The sequence below is a fragment of the Ponticaulis koreensis DSM 19734 genome (assembly GCF_000420665.1).
Lineage (GTDB): Bacteria > Pseudomonadota > Alphaproteobacteria > Caulobacterales > Hyphomonadaceae > Ponticaulis > Ponticaulis koreensis.
This window is the reverse complement of the sequence record NZ_ATVJ01000001.1, coordinates 2208815-2235491: the sequence shown is the minus strand read 5'-3', so window position 1 is coordinate 2235491 and position 26677 is coordinate 2208815. Positions and strand designations below refer to the sequence as shown.

Genomic DNA, 26677 nt, shown 5'->3' with positions numbered 1-26677 from the left:
TCCTAAGCTAGCCTTAGGGGACATGTCTGCTATACAATTTTTAAGAACTTATTAATACTTTTTAACTACTATAGGTTGCGTGTTACGCTTAACTAAATCTCGTTCGTCGTCTGGAGCGGCAAACTATTTTCGCAATTCTCTGCGATCGGCGGACTATTATCTCGAGGGCAAAGACGTCGGTGGAGAGTGGCACGGCGTGGGGGCCGCACGGCTCGGGCTTGCCGGTAAGGTTCGCGATAAAGACTTCATCGCCCTACTCGAGAACCGCACCCCACAGGGCGCAAAACTCACCGCAAGGGACCGCGCGAACCGCGTGCCGATGATCGACTTTACGTTCAATGCACCCAAGTCTGTCTCCCTGCTCTGGGCGCTTACAGAAGATGAGCGTCTGGCGACCGCTCACAAGCTCGCAGTCTCGGAGGCCATGGCAGAAGTCGAAGCCAATATGGAAACGCGTGTGCGCAAAGGGCGACACTTCAACACCGACAATGTGCGTAAGACAGGCAATATCATCTGGGCTGGATTTCATCATGATACGGCGCGTCCCATTGATGGTTATCCCGACCCTCACCTGCACACCCACGCTGCCGTCATTAATGCGACATGGGATGATGAGGAACGCCAGTGGAAAGCCGTCCAGATTGGCAATATCGCAGCAGAGCGAGAATATTACGAAGCGGTCTATCTGGCTTCGCTTGCACACCAGATGAAACGGCTTGGCTTTGCTGTCGAGCGAAAGGGCAAATGGTGGGACCTGGCCGACATCCCAAAGGCGATGTTGGATCGGTATTCAAGACGCACCAAAGAAATTGATGACAAGGCCGCTGAGTTTGGTGACCTGTCTGCCGCCCAGAAAAGCGCTTTAGGTGTCATGACACGCGATGCAAAGGACGAAGCCCTGTTCAGCAGCGATCTACATGCTGTCTGGAAATCCAAACTCCGCTTTGGCGAGAGTGAGCGCATAAATGGCCTCGTTCGCAAAGCAGAGCGGCAGGGTAAAATCGGCCCAACGCAGACCGTCACCTCCGCGTGGGAGCATGGACTGTCACACGCCCTTGAACGTCAGTCGGTCGCCCACGAAAAGAAGGTCATGTCTGATGCGCTTCGTTTTGGCGCGGGCGATGTGAGAGTCGGAGACCTCAAGGCCGTTGCAAGCCTGTCAGGGATTGTTCGAGGGCAAGTCAACGGTCGCGATGTCGTCACGACGAAAGACATGCTAGCCAAAGAGCAGGAAATGATTGCGCTCGCTCGACGCGGAAAAATGGCCTGTCGGGCACTGGGGCATGGAAACTACAAAATCTCCAAGGACTATCTGAACGATAAGCAGCGCACCGCCATACAGCACATCTGGAACAGCCGCGATCGGGTGATGGTGGTTCAAGGGGATGCCGGCGTCGGCAAAACCGCTGGGGTTTTAGCTGAGGCCGTTAATGGCCTTCATGCTCAAGGTATCAAGACGGCAAGCTTTGCTCCGGCGTCTGGAGCTGTCAGCGAACTCAAACGCGAAGTGAATGCGCCCGCCTTCACACTTGCCCGTTTGCTGGTGGATGAGAGCCTGCAACGGGAGCTAAGAGGCGCGGTCCTGGTCGTCGATGAAGCGGGGCAGATTGGGGTGCGGGACATGTGCACGCTTCTTCACATTGCTGAGGACAATGCCTGTCGGCTTCTCCTCACAGGAGATACCAAGCAGCATGGCGCTGTCGCAGCGGGTGACGCCCTCCGTCTCCTTCAGGAACGGGCGAACCTCAACACGGCGCAAGTTCAGGAAATCGTCAGACAGAAAGGCGCTTACAAGCAAGCTGTTGATACAATCGCCAAGGGCGACCTGAAAGGCGGTTGGAAACAGCTTGATGCGCTCGGAGCGATTAAGGAAATCGCGAGCGAGGACCGGTTTACCCAAGCGGCGAATGACTATGTTGAGGCGGTCGCGAGAGGTCAGTCCGCGCTCGTCGTTGCGCCGACCCATTGGGAGAAAGACAAAATCACCGGCGGCATTCGCAGTGGACTGCGCGCAAAGAAGGCGCTCAGCGAAGACGAAACCGCCGTGCTGCGCCTGAAGGACACCCGCTGGACTGAAGCGCAACGGCGAGATGCCTCGAACTACGAAACCGGCATGGTAGTGAAGGCCTTCCAGAACATGCCCCATGGCGTCACCCGTGGTGACCGAATGACCATCATGGGACGTGATACTTCAGGTCAGCCGCTCGCAAGAACAGATGCGAGCAACATTTTTGTCCTGCCGCTCGACAAAGCACCTGACTTCAAAGTCTATGAGACAGAAGCATTACCTCTAAGCTCGGGCGATTTGGTACGTGTCACGGAGCAAGCCAAGGACCTCAACGGCAAAAAGCTCGTGACGGGGCAATTGCTGAGCGTGAAGTCGATCAACAAAAATGGACATATGTCGTTTGAAAACGGCATCGAGCTTGGCCCGAGTTTTGGTCATCTCGACTACGGCTATTGCTCTACCTCATATTCCTCGCAGGGACGTACCGTCGATACGGTCATTGCCTCCATGTCAGAGCAGAGCAGTCCCGCAATGTCATCCGAACAGTTCTACGTGACTGTAAGCAGAGGTAAGAGCAATGTTCGCATCTATACTGATGACAAAGACGCCACTTTGGAAGCAATCAGCAAAAGCGGCGCACGGGGATCTGCAATCGAACTTCAAGATGGATCGCTCTCCTCCGATCTTGTTCCAACTGGCCGAAACGGCCGCGTCCAGGAACAAACAGAGTTTGGACTTCGCTATCGGGCCTTCCACGAGGCTCGCGCTGAGCAAAACCAAGGAATCGGTCGAGCTGGTGATCCAGCCATCTCAGCGCGCCACCAAACGTCTTATCCAAGCCAGGGGATAGAGAATGACTTATGAGACTGCGCGAGACCATATGGCCGACAGACGGCGTGATGCACGGAGAGTGGAGAGAGACCTCGCCTTTACAACGCTTACCGATCCACGGCTCGGCAATCGCATTGGCTTTCGCTTCAGCAATGGGGCGATGCGCTCACTACCCTACATGCAGCTGATCGAGACCGAGTATAATACCGATGTCGGAATTATCATGAGCTTCATAGGTCACAGGGTCACGCTCAGCGGAAGAAATCTTGCCACGCTGTATCTGCGGATCGAAGAAGAGCTGATCTGCGAAATTATCGAACGCCACCAGCCTTACGATTTCCAGCCGACTGATTTTGAAGAACGCAACGCCTGGGAAAAGGCGACCTATATCGAGCAAATTGGCTGGGAGGTCATTTAACGCCAAAATCGAGGCAACACGCGCAAATAATCTATTTATGATAGCGTATATATTGATAACAATCTGAATATGCGCCTTATTACTACTCTCGGGAGATTTTTTGGCTTTTTCTACAAGCCAAAGTCGTTGGGGGGAGAGTGACAATGCGGAAATGGGCAATTTCGATTGGCGGAATGCTTGCGGCGATTTCGATGTGGGGAAGCGCTAGCGCCCAGAGCTTAGTACGTCAGGCAGACGATTCGTGCGGTAATACCGGCTCCGGATATTACATCAACAGATCCGTGAACTTTCCCAGCGACACTCGATACAATCGATATGTCTGTGCCGACTTTTACGTCGGTGCAGGTCAGGTTGGCGTCGTCACTATCAAGCGCACTTCCGGTTCGATCGACCCCGACGTGCTCATCACTCCTTTATTTGATTCACCGGTTACCAAAGGTGAAACTACCGGAAATGAATTGGTCTTGTTCGGGGATGTCGGACGATCTGGTTGGTATAACGTTGTCATAGGAGACTATTCGGGAAGCGGCGGCTCCATAAATTACGCAGTACACCGTATCGATTTGACAGAACTTGCCGGAGAAGCGTTACTTCAAACGCTATTTAGCCTGGCAGCAGAAGAATTTGTTTGCCAGCTTTTCACTGGCCAATCCTGCTCAAACTTGTCTGACAGCGACCGCGACAACATAGGGCGCGGAGTCGGTATCATTGCCAGCACCGTTCAGGGACGAGACCTCACCGAGATTGGCCGGGCTGCACTCATTGACGAGCTTCTCAGGACCGTTGAGGGTGCCGGTTTACCTCGAGAATTGAGGTCGTTCTTTTCGTCCTTCATTTCTGGTTTCGTGGACGATGTCTATCGATACTATTGAGGCAGGTTTGGCGGGCTATTGGGGTCGCCAATGTTAATCCTTGGACCGATGGGCGCATCAACGTTCCGCGCCTCCTCCAACTCGATTTGCTTCCGAAGGTCCGTCTCAGAGGGTTGACCGAAATTGATCGAGAAGGTCGAGAAGAACTCACTCATGGCCTGCATGAGTTGCTGGACGATATCTTCGCTGAAACCGCGCTGAACGAGAAAATCGGCAAATTTCTCAGGAAATCCGAGATTGAGCAGCTGTGTTGATACGTGGCCAATCTTGCCAAGTTCACCCTCTACACGAAATTCTTCTGCGAGCTCCCGAATGGCTTCCTCGGTCATTTCGGGGCGTTCGTCTGGGTTCTGATCGTTACTCATCTCATCAATAGTATTGTTTACACCATTGATATCATACAGATTTTTTATTGTTTATCAATCAATCTCTCAGAATCTCATAGGCCAGAACGTTGATCGTGTCATCGAACCACACATTCACGAGTTCTTCTGAGCGTCCACACGCTAGCCCCGACCAACCATCTATCGTCACATCCAATCCCTCATTGACGGCTTCGACAAAGTCGGGACGCTGAAGGTTTTCGGAATTCTCAGAAATCAGAGTTTCTGTAAGCACCGCTCCCGCAATCCCCACGATTGCGCCAATCGCGGTTCCACCCCCAGGTTCAACGAATGTACCAATCGCACCTCCGCCTTCTGCTGCGGCCAACTCTGTTCCTATTCCGGTGATGACGTTAGCTACGAGCGGCAAAAATGTTTCGAGGAACACAGCTTCAATCGCTGGTGCGAGCACGTAATAACTGAGCGCACCCCCTGCGACATCGGCGACGGCAGTAAAGACGGCCTCGGTTGGCGCACCTTCTGCGGAATAAAAGGGTGACTTCCAGTGCTCTGGATCCCAGTCCAGATCGACTTGGAGAATCTCTTCGACATCCGGCTCATCCAGCAAGGTCGTGTTTTCTGCTATATAGGCTTGGAATTGTCGATCGAGATAACTCATCTCCCGAACATAACGTTCATGCGCCCTCAAGATGGAACGGCGAAGCCGCTCCTGAATAATCGGGTCTCGTATTTCTGGGCGCAACACCGTTCGCTCATATCGAAGCATGAACTTCTTTCTGACAGCCTGCTTTCCTTCCTCAGACACATCTGCGATATCCAAAGACAGAACAGAGCCAATCATCTGCCCCGTGGCGGTTGCGAGATAATCGTATTTTCTGTTCCACGAAAAATGCCAATCCGCGAAGTCATCGACGTCATTGTCGCGAGACTGAAAGGCAACCTCAAAATCATCCCGAATGTCTTCACAAAGGCGCTCTAGCTGCACGCGCCGTTCGCTTTCTAGTCGCTCAATAAGCTCGTTGATAAAGGATTCTGTCTCACCTTCGTTGGCCAATACATAGAAGGTCTGCCCGTTTACGTTGGTGAGGCGCATTGGGACATTGCGATTTGACTGACGCTCCGCATCAACGGTGATTGTTGAATCGCCCGGATGTACGGGCTGGCGGTGATAGGCGTCTTCACGCGCCTCGTTTATTCGCGCAAAAACAATGGGGACCGCATAAACACAGGCGATCACAAAAAAGCCAAGTCCCACCCACTTGAGAAGCTCTTTGATCACCGGTTGATGTCTCCGTGAGATTGATCAATCCCATGCTGATGATCTTGGCCATGAGACGTTTGATGGTAACTCGCACCTCCCGTCGCCTGGTCAAAGGCACTCGGTTGAGCCGGAGCAGAAACATGAAGAGACTGCGTTGGCCCCAATCCATTATTGATATCATGCGTGTCATGGATCGAACCGGGCTGAGCGAAAGTCTCAACAGTCTGGGCTTCTATCGAAGGCTGGTTTTCTGGTGAGACACTCGGGCCGACATTTCCAAAGCCTTTCGATTCATAGAGGCCGTGGCCGTAGTTTCCGGTTTGGGATTTGCCAAACCATCCTTCTTCAACCACGGTTTGCCGGATATCGTTGATGGCCCTGGAAAACTCTTTGGTCGCGGCTGCAAGTTCCTTTTGAGTATTTGATGCGGCCTGTGTCATTTCCTGACTTTGCTGCCCATACATCGGTCTAGGCATAACAATTCTCCTACATCTAGTTGATGTGCCGTCTTTATTTTCTCTCAGGTTTTGCGTTACAGCAACCTTACGGGGGAATTTTTATGGGAAACTACCACACGAAACTCACAACGCCTCTTCTGAGGCTGGGAAAGAAAGATATTTGGACACTTTCTGATGCCTATCGGGGCACTGCTATCTTTGGCGGTACGGGCAGTGGTAAAACCAGCGGCTCAGGTCAAAGCCTGGCTCACGCTTTCCTCAAAGCCGGTATGGGGGGATTAGTGCTGTGCGCCAAGCCGGACGAAGCAGAGCTTTGGGTGAAGTACGCAAAGGCCTGCGGGCGTGAAAAATCCATTGTCCTCTTTCGCCCTGACACGGGAACCCGGTTCAACTTTCTTGAGTACGAAATGACGGTTGGCTCAGGCGGCGTAAACAATGTCGTCGAACTGCTCCTGAAGGTCATCGAGATGTCGAAGCGCCAACTGATGGGAAGCAATGAGAACCAGTTTTGGGATGACGCCATTCGCGAGCTTTTACGAAACACGCTCAATCCCCTCTTTCACGCCTACGGGCGGATAGACCTCGATCAGGTCATGCAGATGATCAATTCGGGTCCGCGTAGCGCGATGGAATATAGCGATCCCGTCTGGAAGCAGCATTCATTTTGCGCGCAAACATTAGAAAAGCTCGCAACCAGTCCGGCCCATCAAATGGACAGTCGTTCAATGTGGGTGATCCGGAATTATTGGGAGAGCGTGTTCGGGCCAGCAGATACGAAAACGCGTGAGAACATTCGGATATCATTTACAAGCAAGATGGCGCTTTTGTTCACCGGTCAGGAACATGAACTACTCTGCACCTCGACAAACGTTGTCCCCGAAATGACGCATGAGGGAGCGATCTGGATTGTTGATATGCCTGCGCAAATCTGGTCAGATGTCGGCATCCTCATCCAAAAAATCTGCAAATATATGTGGCAGCGCGCCACGCAGCGACGCCCGAAGACCGGTAAGGAAAGACCTGTTTTCCTGTGGTGTGATGAAGCGCATGTCTTTGTCGATGAGTATGATGAAGACTTCCAATCCATGGCACGGTCTTCAAGCGTCTGTTCTGTGTACCTCTCTCAGGGCATTGACGGCTATATCAAGAAAATTGGTGGATCCAATGCTCGCGAAATTTGCGACTCCCTTCTTGGCCATTTTCAAACAAAGATTTTCCATTCCAACAGTAGTTCGAGCACCAATGAATGGGCTGCCGATCTTATCGGAAAATCGATTCAGGTTCGACGGGGCGTGAATTACGGTGAGAACGAAGGATATAGCGAAAGCCATTCACGAGGGCGATCGGTGAACGAACAAGAGCAGCGCGCAAGCTTCTGGGGACGCGGCAATCGTTCGAAGAATAAGGATCGAGGCTCTCAGGTTGGCTCCAGCTATAGCGAGTCTATGAATGAAGCCCTTGAGTATGAAATCGAGCCTGGCGCATTTGGTCGTGACCTAGCCTCTGGTGGGCCACATCACAACTTCATGGTGGACGGCATTTTCTATCAAACCGGCACGATGTTTCGTTCCGTGAAAAAGAATTGGCTCAAAACCCGTTTCCCACAAAGGATCTGATGCATGCGGTGGTTCTGGATAATACCTACCAAACTCTTTCTTTGGCTTCTCAGCACAAAAGCCTGGCACTTTGTGTGGATCCTCACCCTGGCGTTCGTGTACTTCAATTATAAGTACAGTCAGCTCACGCTTTACGTGTTTTTGGCGATTTTCCCGATTCAACTGGTCAACTCAATCGCCAACAACATTCTGAATAACTGGGATACCAGCACCGGCCCGAAGCAACCTAAAAGGCCCAAAAATAAACGCTCGCAAAAACCGATGGGTTCGAATGGCAACCAGATGCCAAGCTTTGAGGTCGCGAAGGTTGAAGCGGTTTTGGTGACTGTCGGGACGCCTTCAGGCATTCAAAAAGGTCCGACAATTCGGCAAATCATGCGTGCCCTGCCCGAGAACCTGAAGACATTTATTGGATGGTCCACAAAGCGGGCCGCAAAATAGCTTCTCTTGTCACCAATCGTTATTCAGACGGCTCTCGAGGGCTTCAAGGCCGGAAATCAGTTCTGCAAAACTTGGTGGCGTTTCCATGAACATTTCGGCCATTGCCGAGTAATCGGACTGCAATTTCGCAACGATCTCATCTGAAGGAATCAGCTTGAGTGACCCGAGGACTGCCGTTTCGTAGGATGCCTTGGGGTCAGGAAACATAAGGCTTTTGTTGTGCACGACTTGCGCGAGCAGCTCGACATCGAATTGGTCCGCAATCCCGCCATTCACCAGCATCAGTGTATCATAGTAATGACGAGACATACCGTCTCTCAGCTTTCCGTTGTGGTGGAGCGCATGAAGGATAGTGACCTTTTCCCAGAATGTTCGCTCAGCGGCGAGTGTGGGAACCGAACACGACGCATCTGGCAGTTCCTCTGGAAACTCCTCCGCCAGATAGGGCTGGATGGTTTGCAAGCCTGAAGGCTCGGTGTCTCCTCGTGCCCCAAATTCAAGCTTGATGCGCGGCTTTATGTAACCTGCGCCCGAGATGCCGCTGTCGCTGGAGCCGCCGTCGGCCTGCGGATAGTAGAATAGTATCGTCTGAACATCGGGATCGTCAGGATCAGGTTCGACATTCCATCCTTCCAGAGTGCCCAGGGCATCTTCGATTGCTTTCGAGAGTTCCGGCCGGATGATTTTCTGAACATATTGTTGCGCAGCTTCTTTCAGCTCTTTGCCGCGTTTCTTTCGTTGCTTGCCGCTGATACCCTCTTCCATAGGAGCGGGGACATCACACAAGAACGTCGCATCGCGACTGATTGTGAGATCGATATCTTCTGAAAATCGCTGAATAAGCCCGTATGCCTTTGAAAGCGAGGTCCCACCTTTGAAGGTGAGAGAGCCACGAAGTAACTCGCTCGCCATCAGGCGCTTGAGTGTCCAGCAAACCCAGAAGTCTTTCTCAATGATAAGTGCTGTCAGATCACGCCTGCTGGCGGCCTCTTCGATATATGCTCGGCGATCTTCTGCCGATTTGCGGGAAAAATCATCCATGCATTGCCGCATCAATCTTCAGAACAATATCACCCATCCACCCAGGCATTTGTGCGCGAGAGGACACAAGCGACTTCATATCCCGATCATCGAGCCTCTTAGCCAGCTGATCAATCATATCTGCGTTGATATTGCTTCGTCCCAAATGAACCATGGCCTGCAAGACGGCATTTGCGCGGACGGGCGCGTTATCAATCAATGGCGCGCGCGCATGCTTGATAGAAAGCGTCCGTCCCGCAACCTTCTTCACTCGCGAAGCTCCATTGGTCGCATAGGTCGCCTTAGCCGGAACCTGCGTTGAAAGCCCGAGCATGTTTGCTGCTGCCGCACCAGAAGGAACCAATTTATCTCCGATCTGAGAAGAAACAGCCTGCGCAATTCGGTCCATATCAGGACTTAGAGCGCCAAGTTTCTGGTGCAGACGTGGATAATCATAGAGACCACGGCCAATACGACGGATTGCCCCATCCTTAACCAGACGGGAAAGAGCCATATCGACCGAGCCGCGCGTACCAAAATCAATGAAGTCTTTAGGCGTAAAGGCCCAACCACGGCCCTTCCCGCGTACACGCTTCATGATCCTATCCGATATCGCAGACATCAATATCAACTCCTTTACGTTAGATATTACACCATTTTTTTCTAACAATCAATTCTTTTGAGTACTCACATTTTAACCTGTTTTATATGCTTTTTTAGCATTTTTAGAAACACCTGTGCTCATCCACTATCACAATATGAATTGATAACCCATAATTATCCAAAACCCAGCACTCAAAATGTTCTTTTGTATAAATGTACATTTGTGCTAAAATCAGCAGTAGAAACGAATTGGGTATCGATATGAGCAGAATAATCGTCGACGTGTCCGGCGAGCAGCATCAAGTGATCAAGGCGCTTGCTGCGACCGAAGGAAAGTCCATCAAAGAATATGTCTTGGAGCGCATCTTGCCGACAAGCGGTGATGGAGACCAAGAGGCCGCATGGGCTGAACTCAAAACCCTTTTGGACAAGCGCATCAAAAACGCATCTTCCAAAGGTGTGTCTTCAAAATTGATCACCGACATCACCGAGAGCACACTACGGAAACTCGGTAAGTTGTAGACATGGCAGGTTTTGAAAAGACCCGAGACGTAGACGAAGATATCGCCAATATTGTCGCCTACACGGTAGACCGCTGGGGCGTAGAGCAGGTGCGGAAGTATATGTCCGGCCTCGAGCGGCGGCTGGACGAATTTGCAAGCGGCCTCACTATTTCCAAAAATCTGGACGATCTCATCCCTGGCCTCCGAATGGTTCGCTACGAACATCATTATATTTTCGGACTGATACGCGATCCTCAACCAATGCTCGTTTTGGCTATCCTCCACGAGAAGATGGATTTGATGGAACGCCTGAAAGGCAGACTAGGCTAAACGTTGGCATGCAATGCCTGAAACCCGTTCGGGTTTCTTCAGACACCGTGGATGCTGTTCAGCATCCACTTTGCGAAAGGCTTGGCTTCAGCGGTTCCGCTCGCGCCATCGCCACGGACAGGATGTGCCCGATTACTTCTTCCGCCTAACGTTTACAGCTGCCGCGTTGATCAGGGTCTTGATGTGATCTGCATAGTATTTCTGGATCATTTCCACGCTGGTGCGACAGTTCTTTGCAACCTGATAAATGTCAGCTCCCTCCATGAGGCGGAAGCAAATATAAGTATGGCGCAATGAATATGCAGTCCGCTTCTGTCCTTCCCGATCGACCTTGAGATTGGTTTCTTCGAGGATGCGATTGAACATCTTCTTCGAGAAGGTCGGAAAGATCGGATCGGTCGGTTCGGCCCTGGCCCGCGTTTTTAGGCGCTTGAACGGCTGAACCGCGCCAGGCATGCTCTTACAATAGCCAACGCCCCGCTTTCCGCGAACTTCGATTTCCAAAATGGTCTCGCCGCTGTCTTTGTCTTTGACGACAGTGACATCGCGGTATTCGAGCCGTGACGCTTCGTCTGGCCTCAGTCCGGTGTTTACCATGAACAACACATAGTCATGAAGCATCAGCGCAGCGTTCTTCCAAAGCCCATGTTTATGCTTCTTGGATTCCGCTCGGGTGGCTTCGTAAAGCTTCTTATATTCATCCGGAGAAAACCATGCACGACGAGTGATCTTACCCGACGTTTTGTAAGGCATAGAGAAATCGGGAAGCGCACTCATCCAACCGTGTCGAAGAGCAGTTTTGAGGACGTGCCTTAATGCGACGATCTCCGTGTGCATGGTGCTCCGAGAAGGTGGTTTTGGCTGGTCTGGCGTCTTGTGGTGAGGTCGCGGGATGGAATGACCCTGCCGGTAGATACGATACTCCTGCACCAAACCCGCCGTAATCTCGGACAAGCCGTGGTTTCCGAAATATGGGATGAGATAATTGTCGATCCGCTCCATCAGACATTTGACGTAGATCGGGCTCCGCTCGCCCTCTGTAATAATCTCATACTCGCGCTTGAACTGGGTCGCGGCCTCTTTGAACGTTTTCTCGTTTTTTAACACGCCGTCGCGTACCTTGCCCTTCAGGCCAAGATACCAGTCTTCCGCGAACTCCTTCGCCAGTTGAAGGCTCGCCTCGCCGGTAGTCTTCCGACGGTTCTTGCCTGCGATGTAGGCAGAGCACTGCCACACGCCTGAGTTCTCGCGGCGGTACACGTGAACCTTACCGCCATAAATCGAATGTTTTTCAACAGCTTGCATAAAAACAGTGCCTCCCGTCACTACGCTCGAAAATGTGTAAGAGTTGTGTAACGATTTTGGGCGCTAAAACTCTCGAGATAATGACTATATGATACTGTTTTTATGCTCTTTTTTCAATATTCATTTTTAGGTTGTTATGATTTGTAATCATCAGGTCGCGGGTTCGACTCCTGCAGCCGGCACCACTTTCCCAAATGCATACAGACACTATGTCGCCCCGAAGACATTTTCGCCAAAACATCGCGGGGATCCCATTCGGGAAGCCATAAATCAGAGGGTTGTAGTTGAGTGTTGGTGCCAACTGACACTGCGCGGACCTCGGAAAGTTCGTTCCATAACGGACAATCACAAGTGCCACTCTCTCTAAATATATGGCTCGCCGAGGCTTACGCTCCCAGTTTTGGCCAAAAAATCACAAACCCTGATCGAATTATCGCACACTCTGCGTTCACCTGATGAGGAAGTATGCTTGGAATTTAATCATCAAGACCGATCACCTGTGACTTCCTGTATATTTTATTGATGAGAGGCGTTCAGACCCTTATCCACTAATATATGACGAAGTAGTCATAGGTTTCAAACGTCCGCCGATGGGCTTTTGAGTGACCATATCATGTAAGCGCACAGTGCGCCGGATGTTGGTCCAACAAAAGTTTCACTCAGAGCCGATCTACAGGTTCTGACCAGCACGGCGGATAACTATGACATTCTCTTTCCTGAACAACGATGTCTCAAAGCGCGTTTTTGTTTCTGGCTTTGTTGCAATCTGCACACTCGCTGTCGCAGGCTGCGGCGGCTCCGAACCGACCACAAGCACGGCACCTGCAGCTACAGACGCTGCCCCTATCATCATTCCCATGGAAGGGCTCGAAGTCACTGAGCTGACTTTTGGCTTTATCAAGCTGACTGACATGGCTCCGCTCGCGATCGCTTACGAGAATGGTTATTTTGAAGACGAAGGCCTCTTCGTAACGCTTGAAGCTCAGGCAAACTGGAAAGTTCTCCTTGACCGCGTGATCGATGGCGAACTTGACGGCGCGCATATGCTCGCTGGTCAGCCACTAGCCGCAACAATCGGCTACGGCACCGAAGCTCACATTGTCACACCATTCTCTATGGACCTGAACGGCAACGGTATCACCGTTTCCAACGAAGTCTGGGACATGATGCGTCCGAACATTCCGAGCATGGATGACGGTCGCCCAGTTCACCCGATCAGCGCTGAAGCTCTGGCACCTGTCGTTGAGCAGTTCCAGGAAGAAGGTCGTCCGTTCAATATGGGCATGGTCTTCCCGGTCTCCACACACAATTACGAGCTTCGTTACTGGTTGGCCTCAGGCGGCATCCACCCGGGCTACTATTCTCCAGACGACGTATCCGGTCAGATCATGGCCGATGCGCTTCTCTCCGTAACACCTCCACCGCAAATGCCGGCAACACTCGAAGCAGGTACGATCTACGGCTATTGCGTGGGCGAGCCATGGAACCAGCAGGCTGTATCTATGGGCATCGGCGTGCCGGTAATCACAGACTATGAAATCTGGCGCAACAACCCGGAGAAAGTCTTCGGGATCACGGCGGAATTTGCTGAAGAAAACCCGGTTACGACGCAGGCCATCACACGCGCTCTCATCCGCGCCGCCATGTGGCTCGATGAAAACGACAATGCGAACCGCGAAGAAGCCGTGGACATTCTTTCCCGCTCTGAATATGTCGGGGCCGACCGTGATGTGATCGCCGCATCCATGACCGGCACCTTCGAATATGAGGCCGGTGATGTACGCGAAGTACCTGATTTCAACGTGTTCTTCCGCTACAACGCGACCTACCCGTACTATTCCGATGCGGTCTGGTACCTCACTCAGATGCGTCGCTGGGGGCAGATCGCGGAAAGCCAGCCTGACGACTGGTATGATGATGTCGCACGCAGCGTTTACCGCTCCGACATTTATCTCGAAGCCGCACGCTCACTGGTCGATGACGGTCTCGCAAACGAAGCCGATTTCCCATGGGATACCGATGGCTACCGCGAGCCGCAGTCAGAATTCATCGATGGCCTCACCTTCGATGGACGCCAGCCAAACGCATACCTCGAAACGCTCGAAATCGGCCTGAAGGACGGTGAAACCGTTCAGGGCGGAGAAGTCGTCCAATAAGAACTCAAGGGCGGTGCGGTGCCTTTCCCCGAACTCCTCGCACCCAGGCGCGCCGCCCTTTCTTTTCTTCCTTGAAAGGACCAGAACAATGACTGCCATTCTTGCTGCTCAAACGGCCAACGAGAACGCTTCCGAGGCCGCAGAAGAACAGAACGCTGCGAACGTAAAAGCAGCTAAACAGGAGCGTGTATTCTCCTTGATCAACAAATCATCGAAATTTCTCGATGTGTTTGCTCTGTCATGGGTCACACCAATTCTGATGATGGCTGCCGGTGACAGCCCGAAACGCAATCTCGGCCTTATCTGGCAACGCCTTGGCATACCGATTGTCGCTATTCTGGTCTTTCTATTCGCCTGGGCCCAGCTTGCACCTCAGGTAAACACTTCGCTCGGCGCAATCCCGGGACCAGCGCAAGTATGGGAACAGGCTCAGGTTCTCAATGCTGACCATGCACAGGAAATGGAGCGACGTGATGCATTCTACGAACGCCAGGCAGCACGCAATCAGGCACTGATTGATGCGGGCCGTCCAGGGGATGTGTCAGATGCCGGCTATACCGGACGTCCAACCTATTACCAGCAAATCTGGACCAGCCTGAAGACAGTCTTTTTCGGCTTCATGCTGGCAACGCTTATCGCAGCACCGCTGGGCATCATCATGGGCATGTCTCCAAGCATGAACGCCGCGTTCAACCCGTTGATCCAGATCTTCAAGCCGGTTTCCCCACTGGCGTGGCTACCGATCGTAACAATGGTTGTCTCCGCGACGGTAGCGACAGATTCAGGGATCTCTAAGTCCTTCCTGACGTCGGCAATTACAGTGACACTCTGTTCGCTCTGGCCAACGCTGATCAACACAGCGCTCGGCGTTGCGACAGTCGACAAGGACCTGGTCAATGTCGGCAAGGTTCTGAAGCTCACGCCTTACACCAAAGTGACGAAGCTCGTCCTGCCATCTGCGCTTCCACTCATCTTTACTGGCATGCGCCTGTCGCTGGGTGTGGGCTGGATGGTTCTCATCGCCGCTGAGATGCTTGCTCAAAACCCGGGTCTTGGAAAATTTGTGTGGGACGAATTCCAGAACGGTTCTTCAAACTCTCTGGCGAAAATCATCGTCGCAGTTCTGACTATCGGCATTATCGGCTTCCTGCTCGATCGCGTCATGGTCGCTCTGCAGACCATGTTTACCCACTCTGTAAACCGCTAATCTGGAGGAGATGAAATGCCTATCATTGAGCTGAAAAACGTCTCTAAAGGGTTTGGAGAAGGCCTCGACAAGGTCAACATCCTCAACAACATCAGCCTCGACGTTGAAGACGGTGAATTCGTTGCGATTGTTGGCTTCTCTGGCTCCGGCAAGAGCACGCTCATCAACCTCATGTCAGGTCTCGACTTTCCTGACACAGGTGAGGTGCTTTTCGACGGCAAGCCTGTAGAGGGCCCGGGTCCTGAACGGGCGGTTTGCTTTCAAAGCTACTCGCTCATGCCCTGGATGACCGTTCGTGAGAATGTTCAACTGGCTGTGGACAGCGTTTTCCCAAAGGAAAGCAAGAAAGACCGCGCCGCTCGTGCAGACAAATACATCGAGATGGTCAGCCTCGGTCATGCGAAAGACCGACGTCCGGCAGAATTGTCAGGCGGTATGCGTCAGCGTGTTGCGGTTGCACGCTCACTAGCGATGGACCCAAAGGTACTTCTGCTGGATGAGCCTCTGTCCGCCCTGGATGCACTCACCCGTGCAAACCTTCAGGACGAGATCACGGACATCTGGTCAAATGACAAGAAGACCGTTGTTCTGATCACGAATGATGTGGACGAGGCTATACTGCTCGCAGACCGTATCATCCCGCTCAATCCGGGCCCTGACGCAACTTTTGGACCGTCTTTCAAAGTCGATCTGCCGCGTCCTCGCGACCGAACAGAGATGAACCATAATGACGCGTTCAAAACGCTTCGTCGTGACGTGACCGCCTATCTGATGGATGTCGGCGTCGCCAAAAAGCGCGCGGAAATCGAACGTCCGCTTCCAGACGTCACACCCATCACATTCGGCAAACCGAAGGCTTACACCAAAGCGGCTCAGACATCCGGTGTCGCGGAGCACCGCTTTCTTGAGTATTCACAGGTGGATAAAGTCTACCCGACACCTAAAGGCCCACTCACGGTTGTCGATGGGTTTGATATCAAGATCAAAAAAGGTGAGTTCGTCTCGGTCATTGGTCACTCGGGCTGCGGAAAATCTACAGTTCTGACGATGACCGCCGGACTGAACGAAGTCTCTCGTGGCGGTATTATCCTCGACAATAAAGAGGTGTCTGCAGCCGGTCCTGACCGCGCCGTGGTGTTTCAGGCACCTTCCCTTTTCCCATGGCTCACAGCTAAGCAGAACGTAGCAGTCGGCGTAGACCGTGTTTACCCGGACGCAACACAGGCCGAGCGCGAACAAGTCGTTGAGTACTATCTGTCCAAGGTAGGCCTCGGTGATGCGATGGATAAGCTGGGCGCCGATATGTCCAACGGCATGCGCCAGCGCGTGGGTATTGCCCGGGCTTTCGCTCTGTCTCCAAAGCTACTCCTTCTCGATGAACCATTCGGCATGCTGGACAGCCTGACACGATGGGAACTTCAGGAAGTTCTGATGGAGGTCTGGCAACGCACGCAAGTCACCGCGATGTGCGTCACGCACGATGTTGATGAAGCCATTCTTCTGTCTGACCGCATCATCATGATGACCAACGGACCAAACGCACGCATCGGCAAGGTTCTGGAGGTCGATCTACCACGCCCTCGCACGCGAAAAGCCCTTTTGGAGCATCAGGACTATTACGCTTATCGCGAACAGGTCCTGAGCTTCCTTGAAGAGTATGAAGGCGGCGCGAACCCTACTCCCCCAGCCGAGGAAGCCCCGGCTTCTGAAACATCAGAGGAAGCAGCCTGATGACTAAGAAACTTGTCGTCGTTGGTAACGGTATGGCACCGGGCAAAGTTCTGGAAACTCTGTTCGAAACCGCGCCGGGCCAGTTCGACGTAACCATTTTCAACGCCGAGCCGCGTGTGAACTATAACAGGATCATGTTGTCACCCGTCCTCTCCGGGGAGAGCAAATACGAAGATATCATTATCCATGACGAAGCCTGGTATGAAGCGAACAACGTCACACTACATGCCGGCGAGAAGGTCGTTTCGATAGACCGCGAGAACAAAACCGTTCGTTCTGATGGCGGTGTGATCGAAGGGTATGACAACCTTCTGATCGCCACAGGCTCCACGCCATTCATCATTCCGGTTCCAGGCCATGATCTGCCCGGCGTGCTCGCATATCGCGACCTTGATGACGTGAACAAGATGTTGAACGCAGCAGCAAAAGGCGGACGAGCCGTCGTGATCGGCGGAGGCCTGCTCGGTCTTGAAGCTGCAGCTGGGCTCAAGCTTCGTGGAATGGATGTGACAGTCATCCACCTGATGCCAACGCTCATGGAGCGTCAGCTCGATCCAGCCGCTGGTTACCTCCTCGAGAAGGAACTCTCCAGTCGCGGTATCGACATCCGGACGGGAGCCAATACGAAAGAAATCTACGGCGATGGAAAAGTCGAGGGCGTGCGTCTTGAAGACGGCACAGAGATCGACGCAAGCATTGTTGTGATGGCTGTGGGCATCCGTCCAAGCGCTCAACTGGCCAAGGACGCAGGTCTCGACGTCAATCGCGGGATTCTGGTCGATTGCCAGATGCGAACATCCGATCCTGACATTTATTCAGTAGGCGAATGCGTTGAGTTTGAAGGCAATTGCTACGGCCTTGTTGCACCGCTGTACGAACAAGCTCGCATTTGCGCCCGCGCCCTGACCAACGATGCTGAAGCTGCATTTGCTCACGCTGAGACGTCTACCAAGCTGAAAGTCACAGGCGTCGACCTGTTTTCAGCAGGCGACTTCGCAGATGGCGAAGGCCGCGATGAGATCGTCTTCCGAGATCCGGCTCAAGGGATCTACAAACGCCTCGTACTTCAGGACAACCGCCTCATCGGCGCGGTCCTGTATGGCGAGACCGCGGACGGAGCCTGGTTCTTCGATAAAATCAAAAAAGGCGAAGAAATCGATGCAGATGAGCGCGCTACGCTTATCTTCGGACAGAACTTCGCTGGAGGGTCCCCCCTGGACCCTATGGCGGCCGTTGCAGCCTTGCCGGATGAGGCAGAGATCTGCGGTTGTAACGGCATCTCCAAAGGGCAGATTCTCAACGCCATTGATAAAAACGAACTGACCGACCTGCAGGGAGTTCGCCAATGCACGAAAGCCTCATCTTCGTGCGGCACCTGTACAGGTCTCGTCGAAAGCCTCCTCGCCCTGAAGCTTGGCGATGCATTTGACGCCTCCGCTAAAAAGACTGTCTGCGACTGTACGGAGTTCGGGAATGACGAAGTCCGTCGTCTGATCATCGCTAAAGAACTGAAATCTATTCCTGCCGTCATGCAGGAACTTGGCTGGAAGACGTCTTGCGGCTGCGCAAAGTGTCGACCTGCACTCAACTTCTATCTACTCGCCAGCTGGCCGGGAGAATATGTCGACGACAACCAGTCACGCTTCATTAACGAGCGGGTGCACGCCAACATCCAGAAAGACGGTACCTATTCAGTCGTGCCTCGTGCCTGGGGCGGCGTGACGACCGCAGCAGAACTTCGCGCTGTGGCGGACGTAGTCGATAAGTATGACATTCCAATGGTCAAATATACGGGTGGTCAGCGGATCGACATGCTCGGCGTGAAGAAGGAAGACCTTCCGGGCGTATGGGCGGATCTCAATGCCGCGGGCATGGTCTCAGGACACGCTTATGGCAAATCGCTTCGTACGGTGAAAACCTGCGTTGGGTCTGAATGGTGCCGTGTTGGTACGCAGGACTCCACGGGCCTTGGCATCAAGCTAGAAAAGCTGATGTGGGGCTCCTGGACGCCACACAAAGTGAAGCTGGCTGTTTCAGGCTGCCCACGCAACTGCGCAGAGGCCACCTGTAAGGATATTGGCGTCGTCTGCGTGGATTCCGGCTATCAGATTCACATTGCGGGCGCCGCAGGTATGGAAGTTCGGGCAACCGATCACCTGACGACCGTTACGACCGAAGAAGAAGCCATCGAGATGTGCGCTGCTGTTTTGCAGGCCTATCGCGAACAGGGCTTTTACCTTGAGCGAATCTATAAATGGACAGCCCGAATTGGCGGCGCAGAAAAAGTCCATGAGCTCATCGTCGATGACGTCGAAAACCGTAAAGCTCTCTTCGAGCGCTTCAAATACGCACAGCAATTCTCACAGGACGACCCTTGGGCTGAGCGCGCATCAGGAAAAGTCGATGCGCACGAATTCAAGACGCTCGAACTGGTGGAGTAAAAGGATGGATGGAATGGCACCTTTTGAACGTTGGTTCGACATCTGCGAGCTGTCCGACATTCCGGTTCGTGGGTCACGTCGACTGGAGAAGGACGGAATGAAGATTGCCATCTTCAGAACGTCAGACGACCGTGTATATGCTGTCGAGAACAGCTGTGCGCACAAAGGTGGCCCGTTGAGCGAGGGCATCGTGCACGACTGTGCGGTCACGTGCCCTCTGCACAACTGGGTCTACGATCTGTCGACTGGCAAAGCTCAAGGTGGAGACGAAGGTCAGATACGCACCTTTCCGGCGGAAGTTCGCGATGGCGGACGCGTGCATTTACGCCTCGCCATGGCGTCCTGATCTCCCTGTCTCATAAGATTTCGATCGAGCAATCCATGACCGAGAAAGTGAACAGAGAGATAGCCACAACCTGCCCATACTGTGGCGTAGGATGCGGTGTTCTTGTTCAGCCATCAGCTGATGGTGAGAGCGCGATCGTTCGCGGGGATCCCGATCACCCGTCCAATTATGGACGGCTGTGCGTGAAAGGCTCTGCGCTCGGTGAAACGCTGGGGCTGAAGGACCGGATTCTCTATCCGGAGATCAAAGGGCAAAGAGCTTCGTGGGAGGACGCAATGGACGAGGTGGCGCGCGGGTTCCTCGATGCCATCCGCCAGCACGGTCCGGACAGTGTCGCCTTCTACGTGTCAGGGCAAATCCTGACCGAAGACTATTACGTTGCCAACAAGCTGATGAAGGGCTTTATCGGTTCGTCCAATATCGACACGAATTCGCGCCTTTGCATGGCCTCGTCAGTGGCAGGTCATAAGCGCGCCTTCGGCACTGATACAGTTCCGGGCTGTTACGAGGACCTCGAAGAAGCCGACCTGATCCTGATGGTCGGCAGCAATCTGGCCTGGTGCCACCCCGTTCTCTATCAGCGCATTCAGTCGGCGCGTGAAAAGCGTGGCACAAAGCTGGTCATCATCGACCCACGCCAGACGGCAACAACGGATGGCGCAGACCTTCACCTTGCCATAACCCCGGGTGCGGACGTAGCGCTTTTCAATGCGCTGTTTCATTATCTGTCAGAGAGCGCGGCTCGTGACGAACGTTTCATCGAAACACATACGAATGGTTACGCCGATGCGCTTTCCATAGCCGGCGAATTCACCTTACTGCAAACAGCCAAACTCACCGGCTTGTCCGAAAGTGATCTGCAGACATTCTTCGAGCTTTTTGCCGCAAACGAGCGAACCGTCACCGTCTACTCTCAGGGCGTCAACCAATCCTCCGCAGGCTCGGACAAGGTCAATTCCATTATCAATTGTCATCTTGTGACTGGCCGGATTGGCAAACCAGGCATGGGTCCGTTTTCCGTCACAGGCCAGCCCAATGCTATGGGTGGGCGCGAAGTCGGCGGCCTCGCCAACCAGCTTGCCTGCCATATGGATTTCGTTCCGGAAGATATCATTCGCGTAGAACGCTTCTGGAAGGCACCGCGTATCGCCAGCGGTCCGGGCCTTAAAGCCGTGGAGATGTTTGACGCTGTCCAGAGCGGCCAGATCAAAGCGATCTGGATCATGGCGACCAATCCCGTGGTTTCCCTCCCGAACGCCGACAAGCTAAAGGCCGCGCTCGCCGCCTGCCCGCTCGTCGTGGTCTCCGATGTCGCGACTACATCAGATACAGTCGCGCTGGCGGATGTTGTTCTGCCAGCGACCACATGGGGAGAAAAAACTGGCACCGTCACAAATTCGGAACGCCGTATTTCCCGCCAACGCAGCTTTTTGAAACCACCTGGCGAAGCGCGTCACGACTGGTGGGCGTTGTGCGATCTTGGTAAGCGGCTGGGCCATGACGGCTTCGATTTCAGCGGACCGGCGGCTATTTTCCGGGAATATGCCGCTCTCTCTGCTTACGAGAATGACGGACTGCGTGACTTTGACATCGGCGCGTATGCCAACACAAGTGATCCTGATTACGACGCACTAGAGCCGTTCCAATGGCCAGCTCCCGCTGGAGACGCACCTCGTCACGGCGAGGACAATACCGGTTCAGATCACCGGTTCTTTCAGGACGGCCATTTCTACACGCAAGACCATAAGGCGCGTTTCGTTGCGACAGAATTCGCCGCGCCGGCCTCGCTCCCGTCAGACGACTTACCTTTTATCCTCAACACTGGTCGCGTCCGTGATCATTGGCATACTATGACCCGCACCGGAAAATCTTCCACGCTATCCGGGCACATCGCTGAGCCATATGTGGAGATCCACCCGGAAGATGCAGAAAAGCTGGGCCTGACGGCCGCTTCACTTGCCCGCATCTCCAACACCTTTGGTGAAGCGGTGTTAAGGGTGCTGATAACCGAACGAATGCAACGCAAATCTGTATTCGTCCCGATGCACTGGTCAGCGGCTAACAGCTCTGCCGCGCGCGTTGATGCGCTGATCGCGCCGAATACCGACCCCGTCTCAGGCCAGCCTGAATCCAAGCACGGCACCATAGCCATCAACCCAGTTTCACCCGCTTGGTATGGTTTCCTGGTCTCTCGCAAACCTCTGTGTAACGACATTCTGAATGCCCTTGACTACTGGGCTGTTGCAACATCCACTGAAGGATTCCGCTATGAAATCGCGGGATCTGAACCAGCAGACAAGGTGATTCATAAAATCGCCGCGGACACCGCCATCACGTTCAGAACGCATGACGGACAGCACGCTGCAGCGATGTTTGAAGCAGACAGGCTGGAACTCTTCATCACTCTGTCCGAAAGTGGTCCGGTGGTCGCTGATCGCGCCTGGCTCTCTTCCCTGCTTACAACAAACATCACCCCCGAAATTCGCTTGGGCATTCTCGCCGGTCGTCCGCCTTCGGGAGAAAGTACGGGTAGACTCGTCTGCTCATGTAACGGCGTCGGCGTAAATCAGATTGAAGACGCGATTAGTAAAGGGGCGCAAAGCGCTGAGGGCATTGGTGCTGCAACAGGCGCAGGCACAACATGCGGCTCATGCAAGCCTGAACTGCGGGCCCTGCTCCGTGCAGCGGCAGCAAAAGCTCCCCCATCCACGCCAGCAAGCATCGCAGCGGAGTAAGGCAATGAAAGGTAAACTCACTCTTATCGGATGCGGCCCCGGAGCAGCGGACCTGCTTACACTACGCGCTATTCAGCGGATCAAAACTGCAGACCTCATCCTATACGATCGCCTTGTAGACCCGGAAGTTCTGTCATTCGCAAGCTCTGACAGCACCCTCGAATATGTTGGAAAAGGTTGCGGAGACGGAGGCCGTCAACAAGTCGATATCAATGCCCGAATTTCTGAAGCGCTCTCACAGGGTCTGACCGTCGCACGCCTGAAATCAGGTGATCCCATGGTGTTCGGCCGAGCTTCCGAAGAACTGGCAATCGCGGTTTCCAAGGACGCTGAAATCGAGATGGTCCCGGGTGTAACATCGGCTCTGGCTGCGGCTTCTGAATGGTCCATACCGATCACCGAGAGGGCCGAACTTCAGAGCTTTGTTGTTACGACAGGAAAATCTTCAAAAGATGGCAAAGACCCTGATTGGTGCTCTGTCGTTCGCCCGGGCGTTTGTGCAGCCTTCTATATGAGCGTGGCGCAAAGCTGGCGCATTCAGACGGCGCTTATGGCGAAGGGCGTTCCCGGTTCTTTGCAATGCGACTGGATTGAGAATGCAGGAAAGCCAAACGTCCGGCACGTTTCTTCGCGTCTCGACCGTCTTGCCATGGACGCACGTGAACATGCGGTGAAAAATCCCGCCATCCTACTTATCCGCTATCCATTGAGCGCGTCGATAGCGGATACGGGTCAGGCCTCCGAACTCGCCTGACCCGACCTTTTAAACTGCTATGCTGGAAACCTGCTGCCGGTCACTTTCGCCAAGTCGGCTTTCTACATGGCGGACAGAAAAGCCCGCTAGATAACCATCAAGATTCGATGGGTCGAAAATCCGGCCATCCATAAACTGATCGCACCCCATAGCGAGCGGAGCAGTCGCATCAGTCAGTAACCATGCATGCTGGTGGCCGCCTTCGACTTTTTCGTCTGCCGACGGACAAGCTACGCCCATTGCGCCTGCGGCTTTGCGATAAACGTCCGGCAGAAAAGCCTGAGCCGCGACAAAATCCACATCAAGACTATCAGGCAAATCTCCCCATCGGATCAGCTGGGACAGAATCCACTTTGCGTGAGACCGCCAGGGGAAGTTAGCCGCGTATCTATGAAATACGTTGAAGTCCGGCATATCCATACGCAGTTCGCCACCCGTCTGCCGGTTCCTGCCGGTCAGAGAACCGACAATCTCATCAAACGGGACATTCACATAATCAGGACCGGAGACAATCTGTGCCGCGGTCAACCGGTTGTTCATTTCGTCGACCCATGCAGAAGCCTCAAGCATAGCGGAGACAAGCGCCAGATGCACTGTCTCATTTTCTTCGGCCCATGCTTTGCGAACCGCCAGCACCTTTTCCGGACCATTCGACCAGATTTCCCCGGACGTGATTACGGTTCGACCAATGCCAGCGACAACCGCCTTGTTATTCCACGGTTCGCCAACGCAATAACCGTCGATCTGGCCAGAGGCGAGCGCGTCGACCATGAGAGATGGCGGAATGACGACAATCTCGATATCCGTTTCCGGCGAAATTCCGGCAGATGCGAGCCAGTATTTTAGCTCAAGCGCGTGCATGGAGTGATTATAAACATGCGCGAAAACGAGTTTGCGGCGACCTTCGTCACGGCGCCTGTCTATGACTTGCTTAAGCGCATAGGCTGACATCGGGCGTCGCGTAATCGTCTCAGGTGCGATCTGCGACATCTGCTCAAACAACGATGTAGATACGGTAATCGCATTGCCGTTCAGATTGATGGTGAAAGCGGAGGTAAACTCCCGAGGGAACGGGCCGAGGCCCGCAGCAGACGCAACGACCATAGGTGAGAGCATTTGCGCCGCATCTATCGCACCTGTGCCAAGCGCATCGCGCATCGCCGCCCAGGACACAAAGCGCTTCAGCTTTACTTCAAGGCCATTGGCCAGAAAAATCCCACGCTCCTGCGCTGCGGCAATCGTCACGCAGTCCGTCAGCGGCACAAAGCCAATATTCAGCTGCTGTTTTGTCATGGCGTATTCGCCTTTCCGGTCGTACCGGCAAGCATTCCAATGATAGTCAGCACGCTTTCAGCGACATCTTTCAAAGGCTTGCCCTGTTGTTGCGACATAGTCCGCATGGACGCGAAGGCCTGATCCTCTGTCATGCCATGGTGTTGCATCAGCAAGCCTTTGGCACGCTCGATCGTCTTTCGCGCAGCGAGATCTTCTTTAGTTTTGCGCAATTCACTGCGCAGGCTATCCATATGCTTGAAACGAGCAATAGCGGTTTCGATCAGAGGCTTCACGCGTTTGGGCGTGAGGCCGTCAATTACGTAGGCACTCACCCCTGCCTCAATCGCTTCGTTCATCTGGGCCGAGCCTTCTTCCTCGACAAACATCACAATGGGCTTCGGATTGGACTGAGCCACCATGCGAAGACTTTCGATGGTATCGCGATCGGGCGATTCACAATCCATAATGATTACGTCCGGTGTGATGCTCGCAATCTCATCCAGAAGCGTGCGCCCGTGAATGTGTGAAACAATGTGCACGACCGCGTTTTCAGACAGACCAACCTCTACAATGTTGGCCCGCTCCGGGTCGTCGTCGATCAGCAGTACGCGCAGAGGCGCCACTTTCGTGGCCCCCTGCTGTACCGGCTTGATTTGTTCGTCGTGATCAGAGAGCGAAGTCAAATTGGATCCATAGTTTTGAAGTATCGGTCGCAAAACCGTCAGAGCTGTAGTCTGCAAATTTCAGCGTGACATTCACATCACCGACCCGTGCGGACGCCACGAGGTCCAGCTCGCTGCCATAATCCATCCCGCCAACGTCTGCAGAGAGGTCATGATAGGTGGCTGAGAGGTTTAACGCGTTCAGAAAACCAACTTCACCAGCGCGATATGCCATAGTTGCATAAATATCTTCCACACCATTCACCGGCGTGACCAAAAATTTATCGGACCAACCCTGAAACTTATGAAGCGTCGCAAGAGGCGTTTGGAAAGCACGCTGCGCGTCGCCGCCAAGGGTTTCGATACCGCCGCCGAAAGTGAAGGAATTTACAGAGTATCGTGCGTCGAGCGTGTAGTAATCGGCGCTATAATCAAACGGGCTGGAACCATAATCGGTCTGATTTGCATATGACACAGCATACGCCAGACGCCCCTCGCCCAGCTCCTGACTCCCATTCAGGCGCGCACCAAGCGTATGGGAAGAAACACCCGTCGCCGCGCCATCCATATCAAGAAAGTACGCAAATCCCGTAAGATTTCCGAGAGGCGTCGGATGTGATGCATTCACAAGCGTGATGTCACCTTCCCAGCGCCCTGCAGCAGACTCGTCACCGAAGATTCGATTCACCTGGTTCACATAGCTGACATCCAGCTTGAGCTCACCTAGTGACTGATTTTGAACGCGCAATCCGTCAAACGTCTGTTCGTTCTGACGCCAACCGACATTCCCCACAAAGCGGGAGTCGTCCAGAATAATGCGCTGACGACCCAGCGTGACTGTCGTGTCTGGCAGGCTGGTGTTTGTCAGTTGGAGACGATTGAGTTCAGTTGCTTGAGGATCCGCAACGACTGGAAAGGCAGTGTTGCCGTTTGTTGTCGAGTTGAAGTCATCGACAAGGTCGTCAATGTGGTCGAATTCGAGAAGAAACTTGGTGTCGAAAAACGCGCCAGTCTCAAGCCCTGCACGGAAACGATATGTAAGTGCATCGGCGTCATTCGCAAAACCGGTCTGATCCACGCCCTCATAACGGAGGCGCGCCTGAAAGATTGGCTTTGTTTCCGATAATGCAGTTTCAAAAGCTGTCGGCTCGTCTTGAGCCGCAGCCATTGGTGAAACAAATGCGAGCGCGATGAACGGGAGCGCTGAAACTGCGTATTTAGTTGCAGACATGAGTGAAGTCCTCAGAATAGGACTGGCCGATCTCAAAATTTGGAAGTGATCCGGGCCAGAACAAGAAAGTCAAAAAACCGCCCGTAGAACAGGACGGCGCTCTGTTTCTTCTTCACCGAAGGTCTGCAC

At 53.4% G+C, this 26677-nt stretch carries 23 protein-coding genes; 14 read left to right on the top strand and 9 right to left on the bottom strand.

All coding sequences use genetic code 11. The annotated features are described in order from the left end of the window. Positions 1-79: 79 nt before the first annotated feature. The 3 genes from mobF to G523_RS0111275 all read left to right on the top strand — a co-directional run bounded on the left by mobF (position 80) and on the right by G523_RS0111275 (position 4129). Positions 80-2872: a MobF family relaxase gene (mobF, locus tag G523_RS0111285; RefSeq protein ID WP_081648769.1), complete on the top strand. Its 2793-nt coding sequence runs from the start codon at positions 80-82 to the stop codon at positions 2870-2872. Next, positions 2862-3257: a hypothetical protein gene (locus tag G523_RS20950; protein ID WP_155802654.1), complete on the top strand. Its 396-nt coding sequence runs from the start codon at positions 2862-2864 to the stop codon at positions 3255-3257. The genes mobF and G523_RS20950 overlap by 11 nt, the downstream gene beginning before the upstream one ends. 143 nt (positions 3258-3400) lie before the next feature. Next, positions 3401-4129 carry a hypothetical protein gene (locus G523_RS0111275; protein WP_022695172.1) on the top strand — a complete coding sequence of 243 codons (729 nt, stop codon included), beginning with the start codon at positions 3401-3403 and terminating at the stop codon, positions 4127-4129. Here G523_RS0111275 and G523_RS0111270 read toward each other — a convergent pair. The 3 genes from G523_RS0111270 to G523_RS0111260 are packed head-to-tail and all read right to left on the bottom strand — an operon-like array spanning position 4123 to position 6210. Continuing rightward, positions 4123-4494 (bottom strand): hypothetical protein, encoded by a 372-nt coding sequence (locus G523_RS0111270; protein ID WP_155802653.1) that lies wholly within the window; start codon positions 4492-4494, stop codon positions 4123-4125. The two genes, G523_RS0111275 and G523_RS0111270, sit on opposite strands and share 7 nt — an antisense overlap. Before the next feature lie 58 nt (positions 4495-4552). Continuing rightward, entirely contained in the window at positions 4553-5752 is a 1200-nt protein-coding gene (locus tag G523_RS0111265) for a hypothetical protein (protein WP_022695170.1), read from the bottom strand. Then, positions 5749-6210, bottom strand: a complete 462-nt coding sequence (locus G523_RS0111260) for a hypothetical protein (RefSeq protein WP_155802652.1) — start codon at positions 6208-6210, stop codon at positions 5749-5751. The genes G523_RS0111265 and G523_RS0111260 overlap by 4 nt, the downstream gene beginning before the upstream one ends. Before the next feature lie 23 nt (positions 6211-6233). Between G523_RS0111260 and G523_RS0111255 the strand changes: the two genes are divergently transcribed. Further along, complete coding sequence (locus G523_RS0111255; protein ID WP_155802651.1) at positions 6234-7808, top strand: type IV secretory system conjugative DNA transfer family protein; 1575 nt, start codon at positions 6234-6236, stop codon at positions 7806-7808. Between the two features lie 3 nt (positions 7809-7811). Then, positions 7812-8249, top strand: a complete 438-nt coding sequence (locus G523_RS0111250) for a hypothetical protein (RefSeq protein ID WP_022695167.1) — start codon at positions 7812-7814, stop codon at positions 8247-8249. A 9-nt stretch (positions 8250-8258) separates the two neighbouring features. Here the strand turns inward: G523_RS0111250 and G523_RS0111245 are convergent, their stop codons facing one another. Then, on the bottom strand, positions 8259-9290 hold the full coding sequence (locus G523_RS0111245) for a nucleotidyl transferase AbiEii/AbiGii toxin family protein (protein WP_022695166.1): 1032 nt from the start codon (positions 9288-9290) through the stop codon (positions 8259-8261). Further along, positions 9283-9891, bottom strand: coding sequence for a DUF6088 family protein (locus G523_RS0111240; protein ID WP_027441674.1), 609 nt, complete (start codon positions 9889-9891; stop codon positions 9283-9285). The genes G523_RS0111245 and G523_RS0111240 overlap by 8 nt, the downstream gene beginning before the upstream one ends. Positions 9892-10133: 242 nt before the next feature. Between G523_RS0111240 and G523_RS0111235 the strand changes: the two genes are divergently transcribed. Then, a complete protein-coding gene (locus G523_RS0111235) occupies positions 10134-10394 on the top strand; it encodes an antitoxin (RefSeq protein ID WP_027441673.1) in 261 nt (86 codons plus the stop codon). Between the two features lie 2 nt (positions 10395-10396). Further along, entirely contained in the window at positions 10397-10705 is a 309-nt protein-coding gene (locus tag G523_RS0111230) for a type II toxin-antitoxin system RelE/ParE family toxin (protein WP_022695163.1), read from the top strand. 132 nt (positions 10706-10837) lie between these two features. Here the strand turns inward: G523_RS0111230 and G523_RS0111225 are convergent, their stop codons facing one another. After that, positions 10838-12010 (bottom strand): tyrosine-type recombinase/integrase, encoded by a 1173-nt coding sequence (locus tag G523_RS0111225; protein WP_022695162.1) that lies wholly within the window; start codon positions 12008-12010, stop codon positions 10838-10840. An 857-nt stretch (positions 12011-12867) separates the two neighbouring features. Here G523_RS0111225 and G523_RS19075 point away from each other — a divergent pair. The 7 genes from G523_RS19075 (at position 12868) to cobA (ending at position 23380) form a co-directional block, all read left to right on the top strand. Then, on the top strand, positions 12868-14166 hold the full coding sequence (locus G523_RS19075) for a CmpA/NrtA family ABC transporter substrate-binding protein (RefSeq protein WP_051134837.1): 1299 nt from the start codon (positions 12868-12870) through the stop codon (positions 14164-14166). A gap of 88 nt (positions 14167-14254) precedes the next feature. Continuing rightward, a complete protein-coding gene (locus G523_RS0111215; RefSeq protein ID WP_022695160.1) occupies positions 14255-15373 on the top strand; it encodes an ABC transporter permease in 1119 nt (372 codons plus the stop codon). Positions 15374-15388: 15 nt separating this feature from the next. After that, complete coding sequence (locus tag G523_RS0111210) at positions 15389-17104, top strand: ABC transporter ATP-binding protein (RefSeq protein WP_022695159.1); 1716 nt, start codon at positions 15389-15391, stop codon at positions 17102-17104. Continuing rightward, a complete protein-coding gene (gene nirB, locus G523_RS0111205; RefSeq protein WP_022695158.1) occupies positions 17104-19545 on the top strand; it encodes a nitrite reductase large subunit NirB in 2442 nt (813 codons plus the stop codon). Before G523_RS0111210 ends, nirB begins: the two co-directional genes overlap by 1 nt. A gap of 13 nt (positions 19546-19558) precedes the next feature. Further along, positions 19559-19891 carry a nitrite reductase small subunit NirD gene (nirD, locus tag G523_RS0111200; RefSeq protein ID WP_022695157.1) on the top strand — a complete coding sequence of 111 codons (333 nt, stop codon included), beginning with the start codon at positions 19559-19561 and terminating at the stop codon, positions 19889-19891. Positions 19892-19926: 35 nt separating this feature from the next. Beyond that, positions 19927-22626: a nitrate reductase gene (locus G523_RS19070; protein WP_022695156.1), complete on the top strand. Its 2700-nt coding sequence runs from the start codon at positions 19927-19929 to the stop codon at positions 22624-22626. A 4-nt stretch (positions 22627-22630) separates the two neighbouring features. Beyond that, positions 22631-23380 carry a uroporphyrinogen-III C-methyltransferase gene (cobA, locus tag G523_RS0111190; protein ID WP_022695155.1) on the top strand — a complete coding sequence of 250 codons (750 nt, stop codon included), beginning with the start codon at positions 22631-22633 and terminating at the stop codon, positions 23378-23380. 9 nt (positions 23381-23389) lie between these two features. On the opposite strand, the gene G523_RS19065 is transcribed toward cobA, so the two are convergent. The 3 genes from G523_RS19065 to G523_RS0111175 are packed head-to-tail and all read right to left on the bottom strand — an operon-like array spanning position 23390 to position 26548. Further along, the gene (locus G523_RS19065) at positions 23390-24673 is read right to left on the bottom strand and encodes a CmpA/NrtA family ABC transporter substrate-binding protein (RefSeq protein WP_022695154.1); all 1284 of its coding nucleotides are present in this window, start codon (positions 24671-24673) and stop codon (positions 23390-23392) included. Then, positions 24670-25338 carry an ANTAR domain-containing response regulator gene (locus tag G523_RS0111180; protein ID WP_022695153.1) on the bottom strand — a complete coding sequence of 223 codons (669 nt, stop codon included), beginning with the start codon at positions 25336-25338 and terminating at the stop codon, positions 24670-24672. The genes G523_RS19065 and G523_RS0111180 overlap by 4 nt, the downstream gene beginning before the upstream one ends. Beyond that, the gene (locus tag G523_RS0111175) at positions 25322-26548 is read right to left on the bottom strand and encodes an alginate export family protein (RefSeq protein ID WP_022695152.1); all 1227 of its coding nucleotides are present in this window, start codon (positions 26546-26548) and stop codon (positions 25322-25324) included. The genes G523_RS0111180 and G523_RS0111175 overlap by 17 nt, the downstream gene beginning before the upstream one ends. Positions 26549-26677: the final 129 nt, after the last annotated feature.

Bases quoted from the DNA above. Each gene is read 5' to 3' on its own strand.
- G523_RS0111240 (WP_027441674.1), bottom strand. From the start codon at position 9,891: ATGTCTGCGATATCGGATAGGATCATGAAGCGTGTACGCGGGAAGGGC.
- nirB (WP_022695158.1), top strand. From the start codon at position 17,104: ATGACTAAGAAACTTGTCGTCGTTGGTAACGGTATGGCACCGGGCAAA.
- G523_RS0111245 (WP_022695166.1), bottom strand. From the start codon at position 9,290: ATGGATGATTTTTCCCGCAAATCGGCAGAAGATCGCCGAGCATATATC.
- cobA (WP_022695155.1), top strand. From the start codon at position 22,631: ATGAAAGGTAAACTCACTCTTATCGGATGCGGCCCCGGAGCAGCGGAC.
- G523_RS0111250 (WP_022695167.1), top strand. From the start codon at position 7,812: ATGCGGTGGTTCTGGATAATACCTACCAAACTCTTTCTTTGGCTTCTC.
- G523_RS0111175 (WP_022695152.1), bottom strand. From the start codon at position 26,548: ATGTCTGCAACTAAATACGCAGTTTCAGCGCTCCCGTTCATCGCGCTC.
- G523_RS19070 (WP_022695156.1), top strand. From the start codon at position 19,927: ATGACCGAGAAAGTGAACAGAGAGATAGCCACAACCTGCCCATACTGT.
- G523_RS0111255 (WP_155802651.1), top strand. From the start codon at position 6,234: ATGTGCCGTCTTTATTTTCTCTCAGGTTTTGCGTTACAGCAACCTTAC.
- G523_RS20950 (WP_155802654.1), top strand. From the start codon at position 2,862: ATGACTTATGAGACTGCGCGAGACCATATGGCCGACAGACGGCGTGAT.
- G523_RS0111215 (WP_022695160.1), top strand. From the start codon at position 14,255: ATGACTGCCATTCTTGCTGCTCAAACGGCCAACGAGAACGCTTCCGAG.
- G523_RS0111230 (WP_022695163.1), top strand. From the start codon at position 10,397: ATGGCAGGTTTTGAAAAGACCCGAGACGTAGACGAAGATATCGCCAAT.
- G523_RS0111235 (WP_027441673.1), top strand. From the start codon at position 10,134: ATGAGCAGAATAATCGTCGACGTGTCCGGCGAGCAGCATCAAGTGATC.
- G523_RS0111275 (WP_022695172.1), top strand. From the start codon at position 3,401: ATGCGGAAATGGGCAATTTCGATTGGCGGAATGCTTGCGGCGATTTCG.
- G523_RS0111225 (WP_022695162.1), bottom strand. From the start codon at position 12,010: ATGCAAGCTGTTGAAAAACATTCGATTTATGGCGGTAAGGTTCACGTG.
- nirD (WP_022695157.1), top strand. From the start codon at position 19,559: ATGGCACCTTTTGAACGTTGGTTCGACATCTGCGAGCTGTCCGACATT.
- G523_RS0111210 (WP_022695159.1), top strand. From the start codon at position 15,389: ATGCCTATCATTGAGCTGAAAAACGTCTCTAAAGGGTTTGGAGAAGGC.
- G523_RS0111270 (WP_155802653.1), bottom strand. From the start codon at position 4,494: ATGAGTAACGATCAGAACCCAGACGAACGCCCCGAAATGACCGAGGAA.
- G523_RS0111260 (WP_155802652.1), bottom strand. From the start codon at position 6,210: ATGCCTAGACCGATGTATGGGCAGCAAAGTCAGGAAATGACACAGGCC.
- G523_RS19065 (WP_022695154.1), bottom strand. From the start codon at position 24,673: ATGACAAAACAGCAGCTGAATATTGGCTTTGTGCCGCTGACGGACTGC.
- G523_RS19075 (WP_051134837.1), top strand. From the start codon at position 12,868: ATGGAAGGGCTCGAAGTCACTGAGCTGACTTTTGGCTTTATCAAGCTG.